The following is a 20,923-nucleotide window of genomic DNA, read 5'->3' as shown; positions in this document are numbered from 1 at the left end:
TGCAGCCCCAGCCAGATGCCCACAAACGCCCCCTTCTGTCCCGACCTCGCCATTTTCGGGCACTGGCATGCAATTTGCTCCCTTGTGAGGCAGGTAAGCTTGGCCGACTATCCGCGCCCGGCAACACCCTTTTTCCAGGGCGGCGGCCAACCGTGCCCTAGACCATCCGGAGGACAACATGTCGAAGTCGGTTCAGCTCATCAAAGATCATGACGTCAAGTGGATTGATCTGCGTTTCACGGACACCAAAGGTACTCAGCACCACGTGACCATGCCGGCGCGTGATGCGTTGGACGAAGACTTCTTCGAAGTCGGCAAGATGTTCGACGGCTCCTCCATCGCTGGCTGGAAAGGCATCGAAGCCTCCGACATGATCCTGATGCCGGTAGACGAGACTGCCGTTCTGGACCCGTTCACCGAAGAGCCGACGCTGATCATTACCTGTGACATCGTCGACCCGTCGAGCATGCAGGGCTACGACCGTGACCCACGTGCGATCGCCAAGCGCGCCGAGGAATACCTCAAGAGCACTGGCATCGGTGACACCGTGTTCGCCGGCCCGGAGCCTGAGTTCTTCATCTTCGACGAAGTGAAGTTCCAGTCGGACATCTCCGGCTCGATGTTCAAGATCTTCTCCGAGCAAGGCTCGTGGATGACCGGTGCCGATATCGAAGGCGGCAACAAAGGCCACCGCCCAGGCGTCAAAGGTGGCTACTTCCCAGTACCGCCATTCGACCACGACCACGAAATCCGTACTGCCATGTGCAACGCACTGGAAGAGATGGGCCAGCTGGTCGAAGTGCACCACCATGAAGTGGCCACTGCCGGCCAGAACGAAATCGGCGTCAAGTTCAACACCCTGGTGAAGAAGGCCGACGAAGTCCAGGCCCTCAAGTACGTCGTGCACAACGTTGCCGACGCCTACGGCCGCACCGCTACCTTCATGCCGAAGCCGCTGTACGGCGACAACGGCTCGGGTATGCACGTGCACATGTCGATCTGGAAAGACGGCAAGAACACCTTCGCAGGTGAAGGCTATGCCGGCCTGTCCGACACCGCCCTGTACTTCATCGGCGGCATCATCAAGCACGGCAAGGCCCTGAACGGCTTCACCAACCCGTCGACCAACTCGTACAAGCGTCTGGTCCCAGGTTTCGAGGCACCCGTGATGCTGGCCTACTCGGCACGCAACCGTTCGGCTTCGATCCGTATCCCTTATGTCGGCAGCCCGAAAGCCCGCCGTATCGAGGCGCGCTTCCCAGACCCATCGGCTAACCCGTACCTGGCCTTCGCGGCCTTGCTGATGGCTGGCCTGGACGGTATCCAGAACAAGATCCACCCAGGCGATGCAGCCGACAAAAACCTGTATGACCTGCCGCCTGAAGAGGCCAAGGACATCCCACAGGTGTGCGGCAGCCTGAAGGAAGCCCTGGAAGAGCTGGACAAGGGCCGTGCGTTCCTGACCAAGGGCGGCGTGTTCTCCGATGATTTCATCGACGCGTTCATCGAGCTCAAGAGCGAAGAAGAAATCAAGGTCCGTACCTTCGTCCATCCGCTGGAATACGAGCTGTACTACAGCTGCTGATCTGATCGGCGCCTGGCGCCGATGACTGGATCGAAACGGCCTCCCTTGGGAGGCCGTTTGCGTTTTGGACTTCAGGCATTTCGGAAGTTACCTACCTCGGTGAGTTGCCCATCCCTCTCAGAATCAGACCTCCATCCCTAGGAGGCACCCTGTATGCGCAATCGACTGCTTTGTCTGTTTACAGCGTTCAGCTTGACTGGCTGCACTGCTGCTGCACCGCAACACCCTGCTCTTGAGCCGTTGTTAGCTACCATTGAGCAGCGCCTGGCCATTGCGCAGGCCGTTGCCTTGCACAAGTGGGACAAAGGGCAACCCGTGCAAGCCACTGAACGCGAGCAAGAGGTCCTGATGCGCGTGCAGGTGGCTGCACCTGTGTTTGGCCTGGCCCCGCACGATACCAAAGCCTTTTTTGCCGACCAGATGGAAGCCAACAAGCTTGTGCAGTACACCCTGCTGCACCAATGGCGCTTGGCAGGACAAGCGCCGCACCACCTGCGGGAGGACCTGCAAACGGTCATTCGCCCGCAGCTGGACAGGCTCGAAAATCAATTGCTTGAACAGCTTGCGGCATTCAGGCGTCAGGACGGGCGGGCCTGTGCGCAGCGCGTGGCTAGCGCTATTGCAAGCCGGCCAAATGCACCGCTGATGAAGCAGGGCATGATCAGGGCAACTGGCCAGCTTTGCGATCCCTCGTAAAAGCCCTATGCTCCAAAATGGTGCAGCAATTTCCTGGTTGCACCGTTATTTATTCCAAAATGAAGCACCTGAAACGTTAATGCAGCGTCTTCTGGTGCGAATCTGGGCGAAAAGTTACAGGATCCTGTCGAATCTGCCTCTTTTCGGCGCCTTGGTTTGTTTCTTGCATTTCCAGACCAACAGCAACCACTGGATGTGTCGCGCACAGCGCGGCTCCTTTGCCAGCAAGCACCGAAAGAGGTCGACGCCGCACCATGACCATCAGTGATGCACAACACCGTCTGCTTCTGGACAACCTGACCACGGCCACGCTGCTGCTCAACGCCGAGCTGCGGCTGGAATACATGAACCCGGCCGCCGAAATGCTGCTGGCCGTCAGTGGCCAGCGCAGCCACGGGCAGTTCATCAGCGAGCTGTTCACCGAGTCCACCGAAGCGTTGAGCTCGCTGCGCCAGGCCGTGGAGCAGGCACACCCCTTTACCAAGCGTGAAGCCCAGTTGACCTCGCTGACGGGGCAGACCATCACGGTGGACTATGCCGTTACACCGATCCTGCACCTGAGCCAGACCCTGCTGCTGCTGGAGGTCCACCCACGCGATCGCCTCCTGCGCATCACCAAGGAAGAAGCCCAGCTAAGCAAGCAGGAGACCACCAAGATGCTGGTGCGCGGCTTGGCCCATGAGATCAAGAACCCCTTGGGCGGCATCCGCGGTGCAGCACAATTGCTGGCGCGTCAGTTACCCGAAGAGAGCTTGCGCGATTACACCAACGTGATCATCGAAGAAGCTGACCGCCTGCGTAACCTGGTCGATCGCATGCTGGGCTCGAACAAGCTGCCATCGCTGGCCATGACCAACATCCACGAGGTGCTGGAGCGGGTATGCAGCCTGGTGGAGGCCGAGAGCCAGGGCTGCATCACCCTGGCGCGTGACTATGACCCTAGCCTTCCGGACGTGCTGATCGACCGCGAACAGATGATCCAGGCTGTGCTCAACATCGTGCGCAACGCCATGCAGGCCATCAGCTCGCAAAATGAGCTGCGCCTGGGCCGCATCACCTTGCGCAGCCGGGCACTGCGCCAGTTCACCATCGGTCACGTGCGCCATCGCCTGGTGGCGCGCGTCGAGATCATCGACAACGGCCCCGGCATCCCTGCCGAGCTGCAGGACACCCTTTTCTATCCCATGGTCAGTGGTCGCCCGGACGGTACCGGCCTGGGCCTGGCCATTACCCAAAACATCATCAGTCAGCACCAGGGGCTGATCGAGTGTGAAAGCCACGCAGGTCACACCGCCTTCTCTATCTATCTGCCCCTGGAACAAGGAGCCACCGCCTCATGAGCCGAAGTGAAACCGTATGGATCGTCGACGATGATCGCTCCATTCGCTGGGTCCTTGAAAAAGCCCTGCAACAGGAAGGGATGACCACCCAGAGCTTCGACAGCGCCGAGGGCGTCATGGGCCGACTGGCCCGTCAGCAGCCAGACGTGATCATTTCCGACATCCGCATGCCTGGCTCCAGTGGCCTGGAGCTGTTGGCGCAGATACGCGACCAGCACCCGCGCCTGCCGGTCATCATCATGACCGCGCACTCGGACCTGGACAGCGCCGTGGCGTCGTACCAGGGCGGTGCTTTCGAGTACTTGCCCAAACCTTTCGATGTGGATGAAGCGGTTGCCCTGGTCAAGCGTGCCAACCAGCACGCCCAGGAGCAGCAAGGGTTGGAAGTGCCACAAAACCTGGCGCGCACCCCTGAAATCATCGGTGAAGCGCCGGCGATGCAGGAGGTGTTCCGCGCCATCGGCCGTCTGAGCCATTCCAACATCACCGTGCTGATCAATGGCGAGTCCGGTACGGGCAAGGAATTGGTCGCCCACGCGCTGCATCGGCACAGCCCGCGCGCAGCCGCCCCCTTCATCGCCCTGAACATGGCGGCGATCCCCAAGGACCTGATGGAGTCGGAGCTGTTTGGCCATGAAAAAGGCGCTTTCACCGGCGCGGCCAACCTGCGTCGAGGGCGCTTCGAACAAGCGGACGGCGGCACGCTGTTTCTCGATGAGATCGGCGACATGCCGGCCGATACCCAGACGCGCCTGCTGCGTGTGTTGGCCGACGGCGAGTTCTATCGCGTAGGCGGCCACATTCCGGTCAAGGTCGACGTGCGCATCATTGCTGCTACCCATCAGAACCTAGAAGCGCTGGTGCAGGCCGGAAAGTTCCGCGAGGACTTGTTCCATCGCCTGAACGTCATCCGCATTCATATCCCTCGGTTGGCGGACCGCCGTGAAGACATTCCCGCCCTTGCCCGCCACTTCCTGGCCCGGGCGGCCCAGGAGCTATCGGTAGAACCCAAGGTACTCAAGCCAGAGACCGAGGAGTTCATCCGCAACCTGCCATGGCCGGGCAACGTGCGACAGATGGAAAACACCTGCCGCTGGATCACGGTAATGGCTTCGAGCCGTGAGGTATTGATCGGCGACCTGCCACCTGAGTTGTTGAACCTGCCACAGGATGCCGCACCGGTTACCAACTGGGAGCAAGCACTGCGCCAGTGGGCGGACCAGGCACTGGCGCGCGGGCAGACCAGCCTGCTTGACAGCGCCGTTCCGAGTTTCGAGCGCATCATGATCGAGACGGCCCTCAAGCACACTGCCGGGCGGCGCCGAGATGCGGCACTGTTGCTGGGATGGGGTCGCAATACCTTGACGCGCAAGATCAAGGAACTAGGCATGAACGTAGCCGGTGGTGATGAAGAGGAAGGTGAAGACCACCAGGCGTAGACGACTGCAGAACACCTGAAAAGGGCCGCTTCGCGGCCCTTTTTCATTTAGGCGCATGGTTGCACCGTTTCTGTGCCAGACGCACCGCCCGAAGGCACAAATGGCCGCAAACACTGGCCGTTTTCCCCTTTTCACCCTGTTATAGCGGGGCTCAGAAGTTGGCACGGCACCTGCAACAGGACAGATAACATCCGTTTCGGGGGCCCTGGTACAGGCAGGCCAGGTGACCCCTCTTTTATTCGCTCACGCACACGTTTCGGGGACCTTGGTACAGGCAGGCCGGGAATCCCCTCTTTTATTCGCGCAGGTCCACCTGCACCCGCCAGCGTCCAGACACTTCTTCACTGGACCAGTGGCCCTGCAGCGTACGCGCAGCCACCACCGTCAACAGCAGGCCCTCCTGGCTGTCCTGCACCCGCCAGCTGACCGGCTTGCCACGCACGGTCAACTGCCCTCGCTGGGGGCGGCCCTTGGCCTGAAACAGCAACGCCACGGTACCTTCCACGTTCTCCCCATGCAGCTTGGGTTCTGCGTTGAACCACAACACCAACCCATCTTGCGCCACGCTCACCTGCTGCAGCTCGCGCTCCACGGGCGCGGTCAGACGGCCAATCATCAAACCGATCATCACGCCCACGATTGCCAGTGAAAGCATCACCCTGGGGAAGGCTTTCGATCGCACGTCCGGTTCAGGGGTAGAATGCTCACCATCTTCATGCTTGGAGCCGTGCATGTTTCACGTCATCCTTTTTCAACCCGAAATTCCACCCAATACGGGCAACATCATTCGCCTGTGCGCCAACAGCGGATGCGCGCTGCACTTGATCGAGCCCATCAGCTTCGAACTGGACGACAAGCGCTTGCGCCGCGCAGGCCTCGATTACCACGAGTATGCCACGCTCAAGCGCCACCCGAGCTTGGCGCACTGCCTGGAAAGCCTGGGCCAGCCAAGGCTCTTCGCCTTCACGACCAAGGGTTCGCACCCTTTCCATGAAGTGGCCTACCAGCCTGGCGACGCATTTCTGTTTGGCCCCGAAAGCCGCGGCCTGCCGACGGATGTGCTGGACAGCCTGCCCGCCGAACAACGACTGCGACTGCCCATGCGCCCCGGGTGCCGGAGCCTGAACCTGTCCAACACGGTAGCTGTGACGGTATACGAAGCCTGGCGTCAGAACGGGTTTGCCGGTAGCTGACTTAGCGTCAGGCAGCAGCGCAATGCCCTACGGGACCTGCCGGCGTGAGGCTGTACGCCAGACAAACAAAAAGCGCCACTAAGGGCGCTTTTGGTGAAGCGGGCGATCACTGCACGGTGGGTGCTTCGCCGGCTTCCTGCATACGCTGCATTTCTTGCGCATACAGCGCGTCGAAATTGACCGGCGACAGCATCAGGGCCGGGAAAGAACCACGGGTCACCAGGCTGTCCAGGGTTTCGCGAGCATACGGGAACAGGATGTTCGGGCAGAACGCACCCAGGGTGTGGCTCATCGACTCGGCATCCAGGTTCTTGATCAGGAAGATACCCGCCTGTTGCACTTCGGCGATGAAGGCGACTTCGTCACCGTTCTTGACCGTCACCGACAGGGTCAGCACCACTTCGTGGAAGTCACCTTCCAGGGCCTTCTGCTTGGTGTTCAGGTCCAGCCCGACGCTCGGCTCCCAGGTCTGACGGAAGATCTGCGGGCTTTTCGGGGCTTCGAACGACAAGTCACGCACATAGATGCGCTGCATCGAGAACTGAGGGCTGTTGTCTTCTGCAGCAGCGCCGGTGGTCTGTTGGTCAGTCATGGCAGATCCTTATCCTAATGTTTGGGAATGCAGTGCAAAAATCAGTCGGCCAGCAGTGCGTCGAGCTTACCGGCGCCCTCCAGGGCATGCAGTTCATCGCAGCCACCGACGTGGGTGCTGCCGATCCAGATCTGCGGCACGGAGGTGCGGCCGGCCTTCTGGGTCATCTCAGCGCGAACCTGCGGCTTGCCATCGACCTTGATTTCCTGGAATGCCACACCCTTGCTTTGGAGCAGGTACTTGGCACGCATGCAGTAGGGGCAGTAGTCGCTGGAATAGACGATGACAGGCTTCATATCACTTCACCAAAGGCAGGTTGTCGGCTTTCCAGCTGGAAACGCCACCGCTGAGCTTGGCAGCGTTGTAACCAGCCTTGAGCAGGTCGCGGCACACGGTGCCGGCATGTTGACCCATCGCGTCCACCACGATCAGGGTCTTGTCCTTGTGCTTTTCGAGCTCGGTCATGCGGGTGGCCAGCTTGTCCTGGGGGATGCTGAGCGCACCGACGATGTGACCGGCAGCATATTCCTTGGCCGGGCGGATATCGATCACCAGCCCTTTGTCGGCGTTGACCAGGGCGGTGAGTTGCCCATTGCTCAGGCTCTGCCCGCCACGGCGGATTTCGTTGACCAGCAAGGCCGCCAGCAGAACGACGAAGATCGCCACCAGGAGGTAGTGGTTTGTCGCGAATTGAATCAGGTTAGCAACCATCTGGGGTGTTCCACGCGATTGAAAATGCCGGCCAGTATACACACCAGCCCGGTGCCACCAAAGCCTGACCGGAGCGCCGATCAAGCGCCGTTACACATTGCCGCATGGGTGCACCGGTCGGGTTCGAGGACGATTATTCGCCCATACTCGGCGCATTTGCCCTAAAATGCGTGTCTTTATCATCTTTGAACAACCGTGAGTTTGATTGATGACGAGTACGCCCAAACCCCTGGTCCTGATCATCCTGGACGGCTTCGGTTACAGCGAAAGCCCTGAATACAATGCCATCCACGCCGCCAACACGCCGGTGTACGACCGCTTGCAGGCTACCCAGCCGCACGGCCTGATTTCCGGTTCGGGCATGGATGTCGGCCTGCCGGATGGCCAGATGGGCAACTCCGAGGTCGGCCACATGAACCTGGGCGCCGGGCGCGTCGTTTACCAGGACTTCACCCGCGTCACCAAGGCCATTCGTGACGGCGAGTTCTTCACCAACCCGGTGCTCACGGGTGCGGTCGATGCGGCGGCGGGCGCTGGCAAGGCCGTGCACATTCTCGGCCTGCTGTCCGACGGTGGCGTTCACAGCCACCAGGACCACCTCGTTGCCATGGCCGAGCTGGCTGCGCAGCGTGGTGCCGAAAAAATCTACCTGCACGCCTTCCTCGATGGCCGCGACACCCCGCCGCGCAGCGCCCAATCCTCCATCGAGCTGCTTGACGCCACCTTCGCCCGGCTGGGCAAAGGCCGCATCGCCAGCCTCATCGGCCGCTACTTCGCCATGGACCGCGACAACCGCTGGGACCGGGTGAGCGCCGCTTACAACCTGATCGTCGACAGTGACGCGCAATACACTGCCGATACTGCCCTGGCCGGCCTTGAAGCAGCCTACGCCCGCGATGAGAGCGATGAGTTCGTCAAGGCCACGCGCATCGGCGAGCCCGTCAAGGTCGAAGATGGCGATGCGGTGATCTTCATGAACTTCCGCGCCGACCGCGCCCGCGAGTTGTCGCGCGTGTTCGTCGAGCCTGACTTCAACGAGTTCCCGCGCGCGCGCCTGCCGAAAGTGGCGGCGTACATCGGCCTGACCCAATACTCGGCCAAGATCCCGGCGCCGGCCGCCTTCGCGCCGGCCAGCCTGCACAACGTACTGGGCGAATACCTGGCGAACAACGGCAAGACCCAACTGCGCATCGCCGAGACCGAAAAGTACGCGCATGTCACCTTCTTCTTCTCGGGCGGGCGCGAAGAGCCATTCGAAGGTGAAGAGCGGATCCTCATCCCATCGCCCAAGGTCGCCACCTATGACCTGCAGCCGGAAATGAGCGCGCCCGAGGTCACCGACCGTATCGTCGAAGCCATCGAGCAGCAGCGTCACGACGTGATCGTGGTGAACTACGCGAATGGTGACATGGTTGGCCATACCGGTGTGTTCGATGCGGCAGTCAAGGCCGTCGAGGCCCTGGATGGTTGCATGGGCCGCATCGTCGCGGCGCTTGAAAAGGTCGGTGGCGAAGCGCTCATCACGGCCGACCATGGCAACGTCGAGCAAATGGAAGACGAATCCACCGGCCAGGCGCACACCGCGCACACCACCGAGCCAGTACCGTTCATCTATGTAGGCAAGCGCAACCTCAAGGTCCGCGAAGGCGGCGTGCTGGCAGACGTGGCACCGACCATGCTCAAGCTGCTGGGGCTGGAGAAGCCTGCCGAGATGACAGGCACTTCCATCCTGATCGACGCCTGACGGTCATGCCACACGCCACACGAAGCACGTGCCGGTTCACGGCCCCTTCCTGTGGCGTGTAGCGTGCAGCCTGCCGCTCATTCATACTAGGCCAGTCTCCATCCCCGGTATGCCAAACCCATGCTTCGCGCCCTGATCCTTCTCGCCTTGTCTTGCCTGCTCACCCCGGCGTTCGCCGATGAGCGGGCACAGACCCAGCAGCAACTGGACGCCACCCGCCAGGACATCGCCGAACTCAAGAAAACCTTGGGCAAGCTCCAGGAAGAAAAGGCAGGTGTGCAGAAAGACCTAAAGGCCACCGAAACCGACATCGGCAACCTGGAAAAGCAGGTGGAGGCCCTGCAGCAGCAACTAAAAAAGACCGAAGGCGAGCTGGAGCGCCTTGATACCGAGAAAAAAAAACTCCAGAGCGCCCGCGTTGAACAACAGCGGCTGATCGCCATTCAGGCCCGTTCGGCCTATCAGAACGGCCGTGAGGAATACCTCAAGCTGCTGCTCAACCAGCAGAACCCCGAAAAATTTGCGCGAACGCTCACCTACTACGATTACCTCAGCAAGGCACGCCTGGAGCAACTGCGCGCCTTCAATGACACCTTGCGCCAACTGGCCGGTGTGGAACGCGACATCGGCAGTCAACAAGCGCAATTGCTGGCCCAGCGCGCCGACCTCGACACCCGCCGTCAGGCGCTGGAAGTCGAACGGGGCAAGCGCCGCGAGGTGCTGGCCAAACTCAACGGCGATGTGAAAGACCGCGACCAGAAGTTGCGCGCCCGCGAGCAGGACCAGGCCGACCTCTCCAAGGTGCTCAAGACCATCGAGGAAACCCTGGCCCGCCAGGCGCGTGAAGCCGAGCAGGCTCGTCAACGCGCACTGCTGGCCCAGCAGGAAGCGGAAAAACGCCGCCAGCAAGAGGCACTCGCCGCCGCAGCCCGGGACAAGGCACCCGAGCCGGTCGAGCCACCTCGCAAGGCCCGCGCGACCCTCGGGCCCATGGTTTCGAGCGACGGTGCCAGTTATGGCGGTGCATTTTCTGCTTCCCGCGGAAAACTTCCATGGCCAGTCAATGGTCGATTGCTGGCACGCTTCGGGGATGCCCGCGGCGGTGATTCACGCGCCAAGTGGGACGGGGTGATGATCAGTGCCAACCCCGGTACCCAGGTGCGGGCTGTCCATGGAGGCCGTGTGGTGTTCGCCGATTGGTTGCGTGGCGCCGGTCTTCTGGTCATTCTCGACCATGGCAATGGTTACCTGAGCCTGTATGGCCATAACCAGAGCCTGCTCAAGAGCGCCGGTGACGTCGTCAAGGCAGGCGAAGCCATTTCGACAGTCGGCGACAGTGGTGGCCAGGAGGCTGCCGGTCTGTATTTCGCCATCCGCCAGCAGGGCCGGCCTTCCGACCCCTCCCAGTGGTGCCGCGGCTAGTCAAACTTATGTGGCGCAGCGTGTGCTGTGCCCATGCTCCGAAGGGAGCGTCTACAGGATCAGGAGTTCGTTCGACATGCTGCACTCGCCCCGTCTTACCCAGCTGGCCCTGTCCATCGCCCTGGCGGTCGGCGCACCCCTGGCCGTTGCCGCAGAGCCGACCAAGGCGGCAGCCGTGCCGGCCACAGAGGTAACGGCCAAGGCGCCGCTGCCGCTTGAAGAGCTGCGCACTTTCGCTGAAGTCATGGACCGCATCAAGGCGGCCTATGTCGAGCCTGTCGATGACAAGACCCTGCTGGAAAACGCCATCAAGGGCATGCTCAGCAACCTTGATCCCCACTCGGCCTACCTGGGCCCTGAAGATTTCCAGGAGCTTCAGGAAAGTACCAGTGGTGAATTTGGCGGTCTGGGCATAGAAGTCGGCCAGGAAGACGGCTTCATCAAGGTCGTCTCGCCCATCGATGACACGCCGGCGTCCAAGGCAGGTGTCCAGGCGGGGGACCTGATCGTCAAGATCAACGGCGCACCGACACGTGGCCAGACCATGACCGAAGCCGTGGACAAGATGCGCGGCAAGGTGGGCGACAAGATCACCCTGACGCTGGTGCGCGACGGGGGTACGCCGTTCGATGTGACGCTGGCCCGTGCAGTCATTCAGGTCAAGAGCGTCAAGAGCCAGCTGCTTGAGAACGACTACGGCTACATCCGCATCACCCAGTTCCAGGTCAAGACCGGCGACGAAGTGGGCAAGGCCTTGGCCAAGCTGCGCAAGGACAACGGCAAGAAGCTGCGTGGCGTGATCCTGGACCTGCGCAACAACCCGGGGGGCGTGTTGCAGTCGGCGGTGGAAGTGGCTGACCATTTCCTGACCAAGGGCTTGATCGTGTACACCAAAGGGCGGATCGCCAATTCCGAGCTGCGCTTCTCGGCTGACCCCGCCGATGCCAGCGAAGGTGTGCCACTGGTGGTGTTGATCAACGGCGGCAGTGCCTCGGCCTCGGAAATCGTCGCAGGCGCCTTGCAGGACCAGAAGCGCGGCGTGCTGATGGGCACCGACAGTTTTGGCAAGGGCTCGGTCCAGACAGTGCTGCCACTGGCCAACGACCGTGCGCTGAAACTGACCACTGCCCTGTACTTCACCCCCAACGGTCGCTCCATCCAGGCCCAGGGTATTGTGCCGGACATCGAGGTCCGCCAGGCCAAGCTTACGGCCGAAGCGGACAACGACAACTTCAAGGAAGCCGACCTGCAAGGGCACCTGGGCAACGGCAATGGTGGCGCCGACCGCCCCACAGGCAGCAGCAAGCGCAAGGAGCGGCCCCAGGACAACGACTTCCAGCTGAGCCAGGCCCTGAGTCTGCTCAAGGGCCTGAACATCACCAAAGGCAGCTGAGCCACCCATGCGTTATTTGCTGTATCTGCTGATCGGGCTGGTGGCGGGCGTGGCGCACGCAGCGCCCACCGGCCAGGCGTACATGAGCATCATCATCGATGACCTGGGTCAGAGCCCCGAACGCGACAGCCGAACCCTGGCGCTGCCGGGGCCGGTGACCATGGCCATCATGCCTGACACCCCGCATGCCACCGACTTCGCCCGCCAAGCGCACAAGGCGGGTAAAACCGTCATCCTGCACATGCCCATGGACCCGGCCACCGGGCCCTATGCCTGGCACCCCGGCGTGCCGCTGGCCGAGCTTGCCAGGCGTCTTGATGCAGCCCTGGCCAAGGTGCCTTATGCCGCTGGTGTGAACAACCACATGGGCAGCCGTATGACTGCACAACGCGACGCCATGACCTGGTTGATGGGCGAGCTACAGCGACGCGACCTGTTCTTCGTCGACAGCCGCACTAGCGCCGCGACCGTGGCCGCGGCACAAGCTCAGGCACAGGGTACGGCGAACGTGTCCAGGGATGTGTTTCTGGATGACGAGCGCACGCCAGAGGCAATCACGCGCCAACTGCACCAAGGCATCGCCCTGGCGCGCAAGCAGGGGTCAGCGGTGCTGATTGGCCACCCGTATCCACAAACCCTCGAAGTGCTGGAGCGCGAGCTACCCACCCTCGCGCGACAGGGTGTGAAGCTGATCAACCTGCAACAGATGATTGCCGAACGAAGCAACCTGGCCATGCCCGCCCACGGCAAGCAAGGCCGTTACAGCAATCGTTGAGCGGCGTCGCGTGCGGGCCTGCGAAGCGAGTCGAGCGCGTGCCTTCATGCCAGCGCAGGCACGTCGGTGACGTCTGGACCCTGCCCCCCGGGCGGCGAGCAGAGCACAGGCCATCACAGTCAACAGCGTTACCCGAATGGAATGATGCCCTCGACATCGCCTTTGCGTAGCTGGCCACGGTAGATGGAGAGCACTTCCTGTTTCTTCGCGGCCCGCAACACGGCTTGATGCCCAAGCCTGCGCTGCTCCCACAATTTCAGATGCCCTCGAGAAAATTCTCGATCCGGCGTGTCGACGGCGGGGTAGTGAAAGTGAGCCTCCCAGATAGGCTTGCCTGACGCCCGTTTGATCTCGTAGGTGTCCAAGTAATCGTTTGCCCCCAACGGCACCCTGCGATCGGCTTGACTAATGCTGATCTCACCCAGTCCGTGAAGGAACTTGAGCGCGTTCAAGGTAGGGGTCTTGCAGGTCAGGTAATACGTCTTGAGCAGCTCCTGACGATGGTCTTCGAGCTCGGTGATTGCATGCTCGATTCGCCCTCTCAACGCACTCTCGGCATCCGTTCGGGGCAAAAGCGCCAGATTGTTTTCGAGGTCTTTGACGTGCTGGTCGACAATCGTGGTCAATCCCAGGGGCTCATTCTTGGCGAAAAATTTCCTTGCCATCGCAACCGTGGCATCAACGCCATCGATCAGCTTCTGCGCTTGTCGGCGCAGTTCGCTTAGCCTTATGGCAGGGCCAGGCGAATGCTCGGTCGTGCCTAAGGGCTCGATCTCTTGCCACTGGCTATTCTGCCGGCGAAAGGTTCGCAACACCTTCGCATGACTGTCCACTTGCTGCACCACGGGCAGGCCTGCGTCGTCGACGCTCTCGACACCCACAACGTTACGTCCCTGCTGGGTCCTGACCATTCGACGCACACCGCCGCGCGGCGCATAGACGGGAGCGCGTGGTGCAGAGGTCTTGGTCTGCTCGACCTCACGAAGATTGGCCTGCATTTCCTCGTTGGCCAACAGCTTCAACCGGCGTAGCTCTTCCAGATACTGCTGGAGCTTATCGAGCCGGATAGCTTCAGGTTTGGCGCCGGCCAGGTATTGCGCCCTGCCAATGGTCTCTTCGTACGCATCGATCACGTCATTGAGCACAGCGACTCGCTCTTCGCCAGACAGGCTACTGCCAGCCAATTCACCATGTGCACTGCCCGCACTCTTGAGTGCCTTTCCAACCAACATTTCGTTGTACTCGTTGATCTGCTTTTCAGAGGCGCCCCGGAGACGATCAACTGACAGTTCGCCAAGGTCTTCAAGCAGTCGAAACTCAAGATCAATGGCGTTCAATTGGCGCTGTTGAATGATTCGGGTCAGTTCAAGATGCTTGTTTTCGCTCTTGCCATCCTCGTCCTGGAACACAATGTCATTGTCGGCTCGGGTGCTCTCAAGTAGAGGATCAAGTTTAGCGGCCAAGGCCAGCATGTCTTTGGCCCACTGCGTCACGCGTTCGAGCGAGGCGGTCAATTGCTTGTAGCGTTGCTGCTCCTGCTCAGTGGTAGGGAGGACTGCGATTTCCTCAAGCTGTGCGTCTATGGACTCCTCATTGATCATATCCGCCAGCAAGTTGTAATACATCTCGCAGGACCTCAACAGGCCACGTCGGATAATACTGCGTTGATACGCTACCGTGGTCGAGACGAGCTGACTGGAAGGTCTTACCGATCCGCCCGACATGAGCAGAGCGTCGTGCTCGCTGTCGTGTTTGATGAGTGCGTCCAGGTCTTTGCACACATACTGGCGCTGCCCCCTTCTGACTTGGCGCAATAGACTGATCATTTCTAGCTGCTGTGCATCGGGCGTTTCGACTCGCTCGAGTTCCTCAAGTTTTTCGGTGGTCTTATCCACTTCCGAAGCATGTCGGTCATAGGTCTCGGCCAATGTTTCGCGCGCATACGTCAAGCGCGCATCCTCTTCACGCATGCTCTCTTCGCGGCGCATGTTCTCTTCGCGCACAAGCTGAAGACGGCTCTTGGGCATACCGCCGAGCAAGCGTTGGCCCGAGTCGATACGCCACGCTCCCCCCACATACCTCAACCACGGGCCAGGCTGGCCCTGCGCATCAACGATCCGCACACCTTCGGTATCAACCGATACAGCAAAGGTGCCCATCAGCATTTTTGCGTAGCGCTGCCCATCGACCGTGTAAAGACCTGCGGCCTCCCCGCTGGAAGCGGGCGAGTGCTCTTCCAGATCGATCTGAACGCGCAACCCCAAGACCTTGCTGCGCATTTCGGCCGGCAAGGCATTGAACCCTTCCCCACCAGAGAAGGAGAAATCCATGATCGCCTGCGGCTTGGTGACCGGCCCAGGAAGGTAGACTTTGCCTTGCGTGGGCATATCGGCATCGGCCAGCACTGGGAGTGTCGACCCCGGCGCCAACGTTGAAGGGCGTATGGCATCGGGTAACTCTACCGGCTTGGCGGCAGTTTTTGGTCCGAACACATGCCCCAGTGCCATTACCAGGTTGAGCACGATATCCACAATGGCAGCCGAGCGCTCGAACGCCGTACCTTCTCGGATGGCTTTTTCGTCGGCCGCCGCGGCATTGAGCGTTTGGACCATCCAGGCTATGGCGCCGACGGGCCCTGTTACCACCATAGAAGCGACATCGAACAGCAACCAGGCACCTTGAGTGAGAATCGCCCACTGGCTTTCTGCGTTGGAAACCGAGCTGCGCTCGGCCAAATCGACCAGCAAATCGCGGTTGGCTCTGTACAGCTTGAGATCGACAGCATCCAACCAAGGCTTGGCCCAGAACTGAGCAGGCGCTACACGCCCGGGCAAGATCGAGGTATCGATGATCGAATGCCCCAGATGAGGCTCGCTGAAGCCGCCGTGGTCGTAGACCGGGCGCACTTCAGGCGTGAGCCAGTCAAGGATGCTGGTCTGCAGCTCAGCATCGTCGCGCACCTGAGCCATCAAAGCGTCCGTACTGGTGAATTCCAGCACGGCCTTCCCGCCGTAGAGGGGCCTGTACAGCACAACGGTCCCTGGGGTTTGATTGACCAGGACATACATGCCATGCACCCGATCGTATTGCTCACTGTCCGGCGCACGTCGCAATGCGAACGGCATCAGTGTGCTGGCCGGTTGCGCTGCGTCCAGCCTACCGCCGCAATAATCGGAAATAGCCTGCAGGCCGATTTCGCTCAACTGTTGCGTCAATTTCGCCAGCAAGGCGCTATTGAGGAATGCGCTTCGCCATTCTCCTGCGAAGCGTTTGACCCGCTCAGGTTGGCGCTGCGCGTCGTCGAGATGGGTGACCACATACGCTGGGTAAGTGGCACCGATGTCTACTCGCCAGACAAGCTGCTTGAGGTAATCAACGGTCAACCAATCCATGATCAGCTGATCTTCACGGTGGCCGATGGCGGTGATGGTCGCTTGCCCGAGCGAACTCAGGTTACCAATGGCAAACTCCGTCAACGTGATAGTGCGCTTTTCCACAACGCCGTCGCCGGCGCCCGTACCTGCCCCGCCAGGAACCCCGTAGGCAGTGCTCAATTCCAGAAGCACATCATCGGGAAAGTAATTGGCATCAATCGGATGGTCCTGCAACAGCTGCTTTCGCAATTGCTGACAGGTGTAGCTGTGAAGATCGAGAATCCCGGACAGTGCCCCTTCCCCGTCCGAGTCGGCCTGGGCCAGGCCAATTTCGAAAAAGGCGCTCTGGCAAGCGAAGCTATCGGCTGCTGCCACCCGAAATACACCTACCGGCGCTTTCTTGAAATCGGACGGGTCGACATAACCTTCGATGAACCATTGCGCAGGATCGCTCAATGCAAAGTAGCCGTTTTCCAACTGCGTGACGTCGGTCAATGGCGCCTTGTACAGGTCGTTCACTTGCCCCAGCATGAGTTCCTGCATCATGGCCGTTTGCTGCGCAAAGGGATCCCCTTCAAGCTCATGCCGATGCCAGGCCATCTCTAGCTCGTCCACAAGGCCGGGATATTCCTGCTGCAGGGCCTGCGCGAACTCATCCAGCGTGTCGAACGCCCAGACCACGCCGGACGGTTTGCACCACAGCACTGTCTCACCCTCATCCCACTGCCCTTGCACGATAAGATCGGGCAGGAATCGGCTAACGGTGGTGTTCTGATAGGGGCGGGTCATCTCCACCATGAACACCGTCGGCCGCTCACTGGGGCTGCCCAAGAGTCCACGCAAACATGCCTGCTGCCGAGCGCTCAAGCCTTGAAGTGACAGGTTGTGCAGCAGCGCCGTCTTCAAGACCAGTTGCAGCCAGCGGTCACGGCTGACCCCCATGCTGCCGACAGCACGCCAGTACTCGACCTGCGCCGCGTTGAAGTAGCCATCCAGTAAAAGCAGCAGGTCTTCGAAGGCAGGTTGCAGAGCGAAGAGATCGATTTGATCGCCCTCTGCTGTCTCGAACGGATCTGGGATGGCGAAGAAATGTTTGCCGTCGAGCAGCAGATACTGGTTGAAATTGGCCACTGGCGCGAAGTCCAGCACCCGGTTGTGCAGCTTTGCCTTGAGGATCTCGTCCACGAGCGGAAGGGTCGATACGCTTTGCCCATCGGGGTTAGCTCTGACCAGGCTCAGCTGGTTGGCATCCTTGAGCGTGGGGCGATGGACGGCGATCAGGGGGTAGTGCTCGATCAGCAGACCCATGATCTGCCGGCTGGCTACTTGCCGTAATGTAGGCCTGCTTGAAAATTGCGCGTTGACCTGGGCTTTGAGGTCGTATGAAGCGGCTCGAGCGGTGGGCATGGTGGGCCTCCTTGAATCGGGAGACCCACCGTAGCCACGCACGTGTGGTCATCGGCCGTACATATTGCTAGGCCAGGACCAAGCGTCAGCTGTATACCCGCCCCAACACTTGCCGATGGCTCTCGAACTGGTCCAGTACATCGCGCACGATCTGTTCAGGCGCAAAGCCCATCAGGTCATACTCCTGGCTACCGTCGTGCAAATACACTTCGGCACGGTAGAAGCGTTGCCGTACCTCGGGCTCACCTTCGACCGGGGCTTCTGTCGGTGCAGCCATGTAGCCGTCGAGGCTGACTTCATAGACGAAGGGGTTACCTTCTTCCATCATCACCCGCAGGCCCATCATGTTGCGCGATTGGCCGACCCGGGTCTCGACGTCGAAGCCCTGGGTTTGCAACTGAGCCGCAGCATCCTTCAGCGCAGGGCTGACCTGCTTGTCCATGAAGCGCTGCACCACAGCCTGGGTCGGTTGCAGTTCGAGCTGGGTCAGGCGCTCACTGAAGCCTCGACGGCCACGTGCGGCCAGTTCGGCCCGCTCCTGCTCCATGGCCACGTCCTGCCGCATGGCCTTGTACAAGCCGAACATGAACAGCACCAGCACCACCGAGAACGGCAGGCCTGCCAGTACCACCATGGTCTGCATGGCTTCGAAGTTGCCGGCGAACAACAGGCCGATGGTGACCAGGGTGATGATCACCGACCAGAACACCACCATCCAGTGCGGGGCGTCCTCGTCGACCTTGCCGCCTTTGCACGACAGGTTGGCCATCATGACTGCGCCGGAATCCGCTGGGGTCAGGAACAGGACGAAGCCCACGAACACGGCCACGCCGATCACGATCTTCGCGGCCGGGAAATATTCCAGCAGCTGGTAGATCGACATGGACGGCTGCTCGAGGGCGGTCTTGCCCAGTTCGACGGCGCCATGGTTGATCACCAGGTCCAAGGCTGTGTTGCCGAAGATCGACAGCCACGCCAGGGTGAAGCCCAGCGGGATCAACAGCACACCGCTGACCAGCTGGCGCACGGTACGGCCCTTGGAGATCCGGGCAATGAACATCCCCACGAACGGGCCCCAGGAAATCCACCAGGCCCAATAGAACACTGTCCACAGGCCCAACCAGCGCTCTGACTTGCCCGACTCACCCTCATACACATAAAGGTCGAAGGTTTTCAGCACGATGCCGTTGAGGTAGTCGCCCACGTTCTGCACGAAGCCGTTGAGCAGGTGCAGGGTCTGGCCGCCCAGCAGTACGAAGATCAGCAGCCCGCTGAACAGCGCGATGTTCAGGTTGGACAGGCGGCGGATGCCGTTTTCCACACCCGAGACCGCCGCCACCGTGGCAACGCCAGCCATTACCAGGATCACTACCAGCAGGTTGGTCTTGCTGTGGTCCATGCCGAACAGGTATTCGAGCCCCGATGCGACCTGCATCGAGCCGATCCCGAGGTTGGTGACCAGGCCCAGCAGGGTCACGAACATGCCGAAGATATCCACAGCGTTGCCGGCAGCGCCCTTGACCCAGCGCTCGCCTACCAGTGGATAGAGTGCCGAGCGCAGTGCCAGCGGCTGGTTGTGACGGTAGGCGAAGTACCCCACGGCCAAGCCCACCAGGGCGTAGATCGCCCAGCCATGCAGGCCCCAGTGCAGGAACGTCAGTTGCAGGCCCTGACGCGCCGCTTCCAGGCTGGCCGGCGTGCCTTCGGGCGGATTGAAATAGTGATCCAGTGGCTCGGATGCGCCGAAGTACAACAGCGAAATACCGATGCCCGACGAGAACAGCATGCCGGCCCAGGCGCCATAGCTGAAGTCAGGCTGATCTTCCTTGCCGCCCAGCTTGAGCTTGCCGTAGTCGGAAAACGCCAGGTAGATGACGAACAGCAAGTAGCCGCAGATCACCAGCATGTAGTACCAGCCGAAACTGCGCGTCAGCCACTGCTGGGCGACGCCCAGTACGCGGCCGGCAGTTTCAGGAACAGCGATAAGCAAGGCAGTCAGAACGAGGATCATCAGCGCCGAGGTGTAGAACACCACGCGGTTGACCCGTACCCTCTCGGCGGGGGGTTTGGTTAGTGAGGCAGAACTCATTGCAAGAAGGCTCCGGGCAGAACGGCAGTGGAGGCTAATCGGTCTTCCTGAGCATTTGGTGGAATACCCCCACTGCATCAGGTGTTATAAAAGCACCCTGGGAATCGCGGTTTCGAACCGATCCGCTGCAACACATACGCCGTTACCACCGCTTCAAACTGCTGCGCACGGTTGCACATGCGCGCATTGGTCACAGGGATATCGCCCGATCCTGAGGCATGTCGCAGGTTGTTCACGCTGCGACGGCGTCTGCGTCCTTTATCGATCGCCCCCGTACAAGCCTTGCCGGCCCTGGGTTTGCGCGATTTCCTAAGGTTTTAATCGATGCCGCTGGCGCCGCCACATGGGCTGTCAATGGCACAAATTGTCGCAGAGCTTATTCTTTATTGATTGAACGTTCAATCAAAACAAAATAGACTGGTCTTCGCCGAGTCAGACGCTTGTCGTCTGCTGGCAGACCTGAGGAGAAAGCAAGATGCCCAAGGTCGGTATGCAACCCATCCGCCGTCAGCAGTTGATCGAAGCCACGCTACAGGCGGTCGATCAGGTCGGTCTGGGGGACGCCAGCATTGCGCTCATTGCCCGTTTGGCCGGCGTGTCGAACGGCATCATCAGTCACTACTTTCGGGACAAGAACGGCCTGATCGCAGCGACGATGGGTTACATCATGAGCATGCTCAACGAAGGCGTGCGAGCGCGCCGCCAGGCGTTGACGGACAATGCGCCGCGCGCCCACCTGAAAGTGATCATCGAGGGCAACTTCGATGCCAGCCAGGTGAATGGCCCGGCGATGAAAACCTGGTTGGCTTTCTGGGCTTCCAGCATGCACCAGCCCGATCTGCACAGATTGCAACGGATCAATGACCACCGTTTGTACTCCAATCTGTGTTGCCAGTTTCGCCGCGTGCTGCCGCTTTACCATGCACGCAAGGCAGCCCGCGGGCTGGCGGCCCTGATCGACGGCCTGTGGCTGCGTGGCGCCTTGTCGGGGGATGCCTTCGACACTGACCAGGCGATACGGATCGCTTACGAATACATGGATCTACAACTGGCCAAGCAGCACACACTGGGCACCGACCCCGCTGCTGAAAAACGGCGCACGGCCTCTGCCAGCACGGCAGGAGCGTGACGCCCGGCCTACTCACACATTGCACTTGCGAGGA

General features: G+C 60.7%; 16 protein-coding genes. 10 read left to right on the top strand and 6 right to left on the bottom strand.

Translation table 11 applies throughout. The features are described from left to right. Positions 1 to 178: 178 nt before the first annotated feature. From glnA to ntrC, 4 genes are all read left to right on the top strand, one after another. Complete coding sequence (gene glnA, locus NMB38_RS01405; protein ID WP_023532915.1) at positions 179 to 1,585, top strand: type I glutamate--ammonia ligase; 1,407 nt, start codon at positions 179 to 181, stop codon at positions 1,583 to 1,585. Positions 1,586 to 1,738: 153 nt separating this feature from the next. After that, complete coding sequence (locus NMB38_RS01400; protein WP_080992927.1) at positions 1,739 to 2,281, top strand: chorismate mutase; 543 nt, start codon at positions 1,739 to 1,741, stop codon at positions 2,279 to 2,281. Between the two features lie 254 nt (positions 2,282 to 2,535). Beyond that, on the top strand, positions 2,536 to 3,621 hold the full coding sequence (gene glnL, locus NMB38_RS01395; RefSeq protein ID WP_027914073.1) for a nitrogen regulation protein NR(II): 1,086 nt from the start codon (positions 2,536 to 2,538) through the stop codon (positions 3,619 to 3,621). Continuing rightward, entirely contained in the window at positions 3,618 to 5,060 is a 1,443-nt protein-coding gene (gene ntrC / locus NMB38_RS01390; protein ID WP_027914074.1) for a nitrogen regulation protein NR(I), read from the top strand. Before glnL ends, ntrC begins: the two co-directional genes overlap by 4 nt. 295 nt (positions 5,061 to 5,355) lie before the next feature. On the opposite strand, the gene NMB38_RS01385 is transcribed toward ntrC, so the two are convergent. After that, on the bottom strand, positions 5,356 to 5,793 hold the full coding sequence (locus tag NMB38_RS01385) for a hypothetical protein (RefSeq protein WP_027914075.1): 438 nt from the start codon (positions 5,791 to 5,793) through the stop codon (positions 5,356 to 5,358). Here NMB38_RS01385 and trmL point away from each other — a divergent pair. After that, complete coding sequence (gene trmL / locus NMB38_RS01380) at positions 5,792 to 6,253, top strand: tRNA (uridine(34)/cytosine(34)/5-carboxymethylaminomethyluridine(34)-2'-O)-methyltransferase TrmL (protein WP_027914076.1); 462 nt, start codon at positions 5,792 to 5,794, stop codon at positions 6,251 to 6,253. The two genes, NMB38_RS01385 and trmL, sit on opposite strands and share 2 nt — an antisense overlap. A 106-nt stretch (positions 6,254 to 6,359) precedes the next feature. Here trmL and secB read toward each other — a convergent pair whose 3' ends face one another. From secB to NMB38_RS01365, 3 genes are read right to left on the bottom strand one after another with little or no spacing between them, the layout of a single operon-like run. Continuing rightward, positions 6,360 to 6,845 (bottom strand): protein-export chaperone SecB, encoded by a 486-nt coding sequence (secB, locus tag NMB38_RS01375; RefSeq protein WP_023532907.1) that lies wholly within the window; start codon positions 6,843 to 6,845, stop codon positions 6,360 to 6,362. Between the two features lie 41 nt (positions 6,846 to 6,886). Next, complete coding sequence (grxC, locus tag NMB38_RS01370; protein ID WP_027914077.1) at positions 6,887 to 7,141, bottom strand: glutaredoxin 3; 255 nt, start codon at positions 7,139 to 7,141, stop codon at positions 6,887 to 6,889. Between the two features lies 1 nt (position 7,142). Further along, the gene (locus tag NMB38_RS01365; RefSeq protein WP_023532978.1) at positions 7,143 to 7,556 is read right to left on the bottom strand and encodes a rhodanese-like domain-containing protein; all 414 of its coding nucleotides are present in this window, start codon (positions 7,554 to 7,556) and stop codon (positions 7,143 to 7,145) included. A 208-nt stretch (positions 7,557 to 7,764) separates the two neighbouring features. Here NMB38_RS01365 and gpmI point away from each other — a divergent pair, with 208 nt between their 5' ends. The 4 genes from gpmI (at position 7,765) to NMB38_RS01345 (ending at position 12,890) form a co-directional block, all read left to right on the top strand. Beyond that, complete coding sequence (gene gpmI / locus NMB38_RS01360) at positions 7,765 to 9,300, top strand: 2,3-bisphosphoglycerate-independent phosphoglycerate mutase (protein ID WP_027914078.1); 1,536 nt, start codon at positions 7,765 to 7,767, stop codon at positions 9,298 to 9,300. A gap of 120 nt (positions 9,301 to 9,420) precedes the next feature. Beyond that, positions 9,421 to 10,722 carry a murein hydrolase activator EnvC family protein gene (locus tag NMB38_RS01355; RefSeq protein WP_028687277.1) on the top strand — a complete coding sequence of 434 codons (1,302 nt, stop codon included), beginning with the start codon at positions 9,421 to 9,423 and terminating at the stop codon, positions 10,720 to 10,722. Between the two features lie 76 nt (positions 10,723 to 10,798). Continuing rightward, positions 10,799 to 12,115 carry a S41 family peptidase gene (locus NMB38_RS01350; RefSeq protein ID WP_023533072.1) on the top strand — a complete coding sequence of 439 codons (1,317 nt, stop codon included), beginning with the start codon at positions 10,799 to 10,801 and terminating at the stop codon, positions 12,113 to 12,115. Between the two features lie 7 nt (positions 12,116 to 12,122). Next, a complete protein-coding gene (locus NMB38_RS01345; RefSeq protein ID WP_027914080.1) occupies positions 12,123 to 12,890 on the top strand; it encodes a divergent polysaccharide deacetylase family protein in 768 nt (255 codons plus the stop codon). A 128-nt stretch (positions 12,891 to 13,018) separates the two neighbouring features. Here the strand turns inward: NMB38_RS01345 and NMB38_RS01340 are convergent, their stop codons facing one another. After that, entirely contained in the window at positions 13,019 to 17,572 is a 4,554-nt protein-coding gene (locus tag NMB38_RS01340; protein ID WP_494354875.1) for a dermonecrotic toxin domain-containing protein, read from the bottom strand. A gap of 184 nt (positions 17,573 to 17,756) precedes the next feature. Further along, positions 17,757 to 19,682 (bottom strand): BCCT family transporter, encoded by a 1,926-nt coding sequence (locus NMB38_RS01335; protein WP_373682152.1) that lies wholly within the window; start codon positions 19,680 to 19,682, stop codon positions 17,757 to 17,759. A gap of 553 nt (positions 19,683 to 20,235) precedes the next feature. Here NMB38_RS01335 and betI point away from each other — a divergent pair. Then, a complete protein-coding gene (gene betI / locus NMB38_RS01330; protein ID WP_027914083.1) occupies positions 20,236 to 20,889 on the top strand; it encodes a transcriptional regulator BetI in 654 nt (217 codons plus the stop codon). Positions 20,890 to 20,923 lie beyond the last annotated feature (34 nt).

The sequence above is a fragment of the Pseudomonas sp. FBCC-B35 genome (assembly GCF_059133755.1).
This window is presented reverse-complemented; position numbering and strand designations above follow the sequence as displayed.

What these genes read in the sequence shown, in the direction of transcription:
- glnA (WP_023532915.1), top strand. Translation starts at nt 179, where the DNA reads ATGTCGAAGTCGGTTCAGCTCATCAAAGATCATGACGTCAAGTGGATT.
- NMB38_RS01400 (WP_080992927.1), top strand. Translation starts at nt 1,739, where the DNA reads ATGCGCAATCGACTGCTTTGTCTGTTTACAGCGTTCAGCTTGACTGGC.
- glnL (WP_027914073.1), top strand. Translation starts at nt 2,536, where the DNA reads ATGACCATCAGTGATGCACAACACCGTCTGCTTCTGGACAACCTGACC.
- ntrC (WP_027914074.1), top strand. Translation starts at nt 3,618, where the DNA reads ATGAGCCGAAGTGAAACCGTATGGATCGTCGACGATGATCGCTCCATT.
- trmL (WP_027914076.1), top strand. Translation starts at nt 5,792, where the DNA reads ATGTTTCACGTCATCCTTTTTCAACCCGAAATTCCACCCAATACGGGC.
- NMB38_RS01385 (WP_027914075.1), bottom strand. Translation starts at nt 5,793, where the DNA reads ATGCACGGCTCCAAGCATGAAGATGGTGAGCATTCTACCCCTGAACCG.
- secB (WP_023532907.1), bottom strand. Translation starts at nt 6,845, where the DNA reads ATGACTGACCAACAGACCACCGGCGCTGCTGCAGAAGACAACAGCCCT.
- grxC (WP_027914077.1), bottom strand. Translation starts at nt 7,141, where the DNA reads ATGAAGCCTGTCATCGTCTATTCCAGCGACTACTGCCCCTACTGCATG.
- NMB38_RS01365 (WP_023532978.1), bottom strand. Translation starts at nt 7,556, where the DNA reads ATGGTTGCTAACCTGATTCAATTCGCGACAAACCACTACCTCCTGGTG.
- gpmI (WP_027914078.1), top strand. Translation starts at nt 7,765, where the DNA reads ATGACGAGTACGCCCAAACCCCTGGTCCTGATCATCCTGGACGGCTTC.
- NMB38_RS01355 (WP_028687277.1), top strand. Translation starts at nt 9,421, where the DNA reads ATGCTTCGCGCCCTGATCCTTCTCGCCTTGTCTTGCCTGCTCACCCCG.
- NMB38_RS01350 (WP_023533072.1), top strand. Translation starts at nt 10,799, where the DNA reads ATGCTGCACTCGCCCCGTCTTACCCAGCTGGCCCTGTCCATCGCCCTG.
- NMB38_RS01345 (WP_027914080.1), top strand. Translation starts at nt 12,123, where the DNA reads ATGCGTTATTTGCTGTATCTGCTGATCGGGCTGGTGGCGGGCGTGGCG.
- NMB38_RS01340 (WP_494354875.1), bottom strand. Translation starts at nt 17,572, where the DNA reads ATGGGTCTGCTGATCGAGCACTACCCCCTGATCGCCGTCCATCGCCCC.
- NMB38_RS01335 (WP_373682152.1), bottom strand. Translation starts at nt 19,682, where the DNA reads ATGATCCTCGTTCTGACTGCCTTGCTTATCGCTGTTCCTGAAACTGCC.
- betI (WP_027914083.1), top strand. Translation starts at nt 20,236, where the DNA reads ATGCCCAAGGTCGGTATGCAACCCATCCGCCGTCAGCAGTTGATCGAA.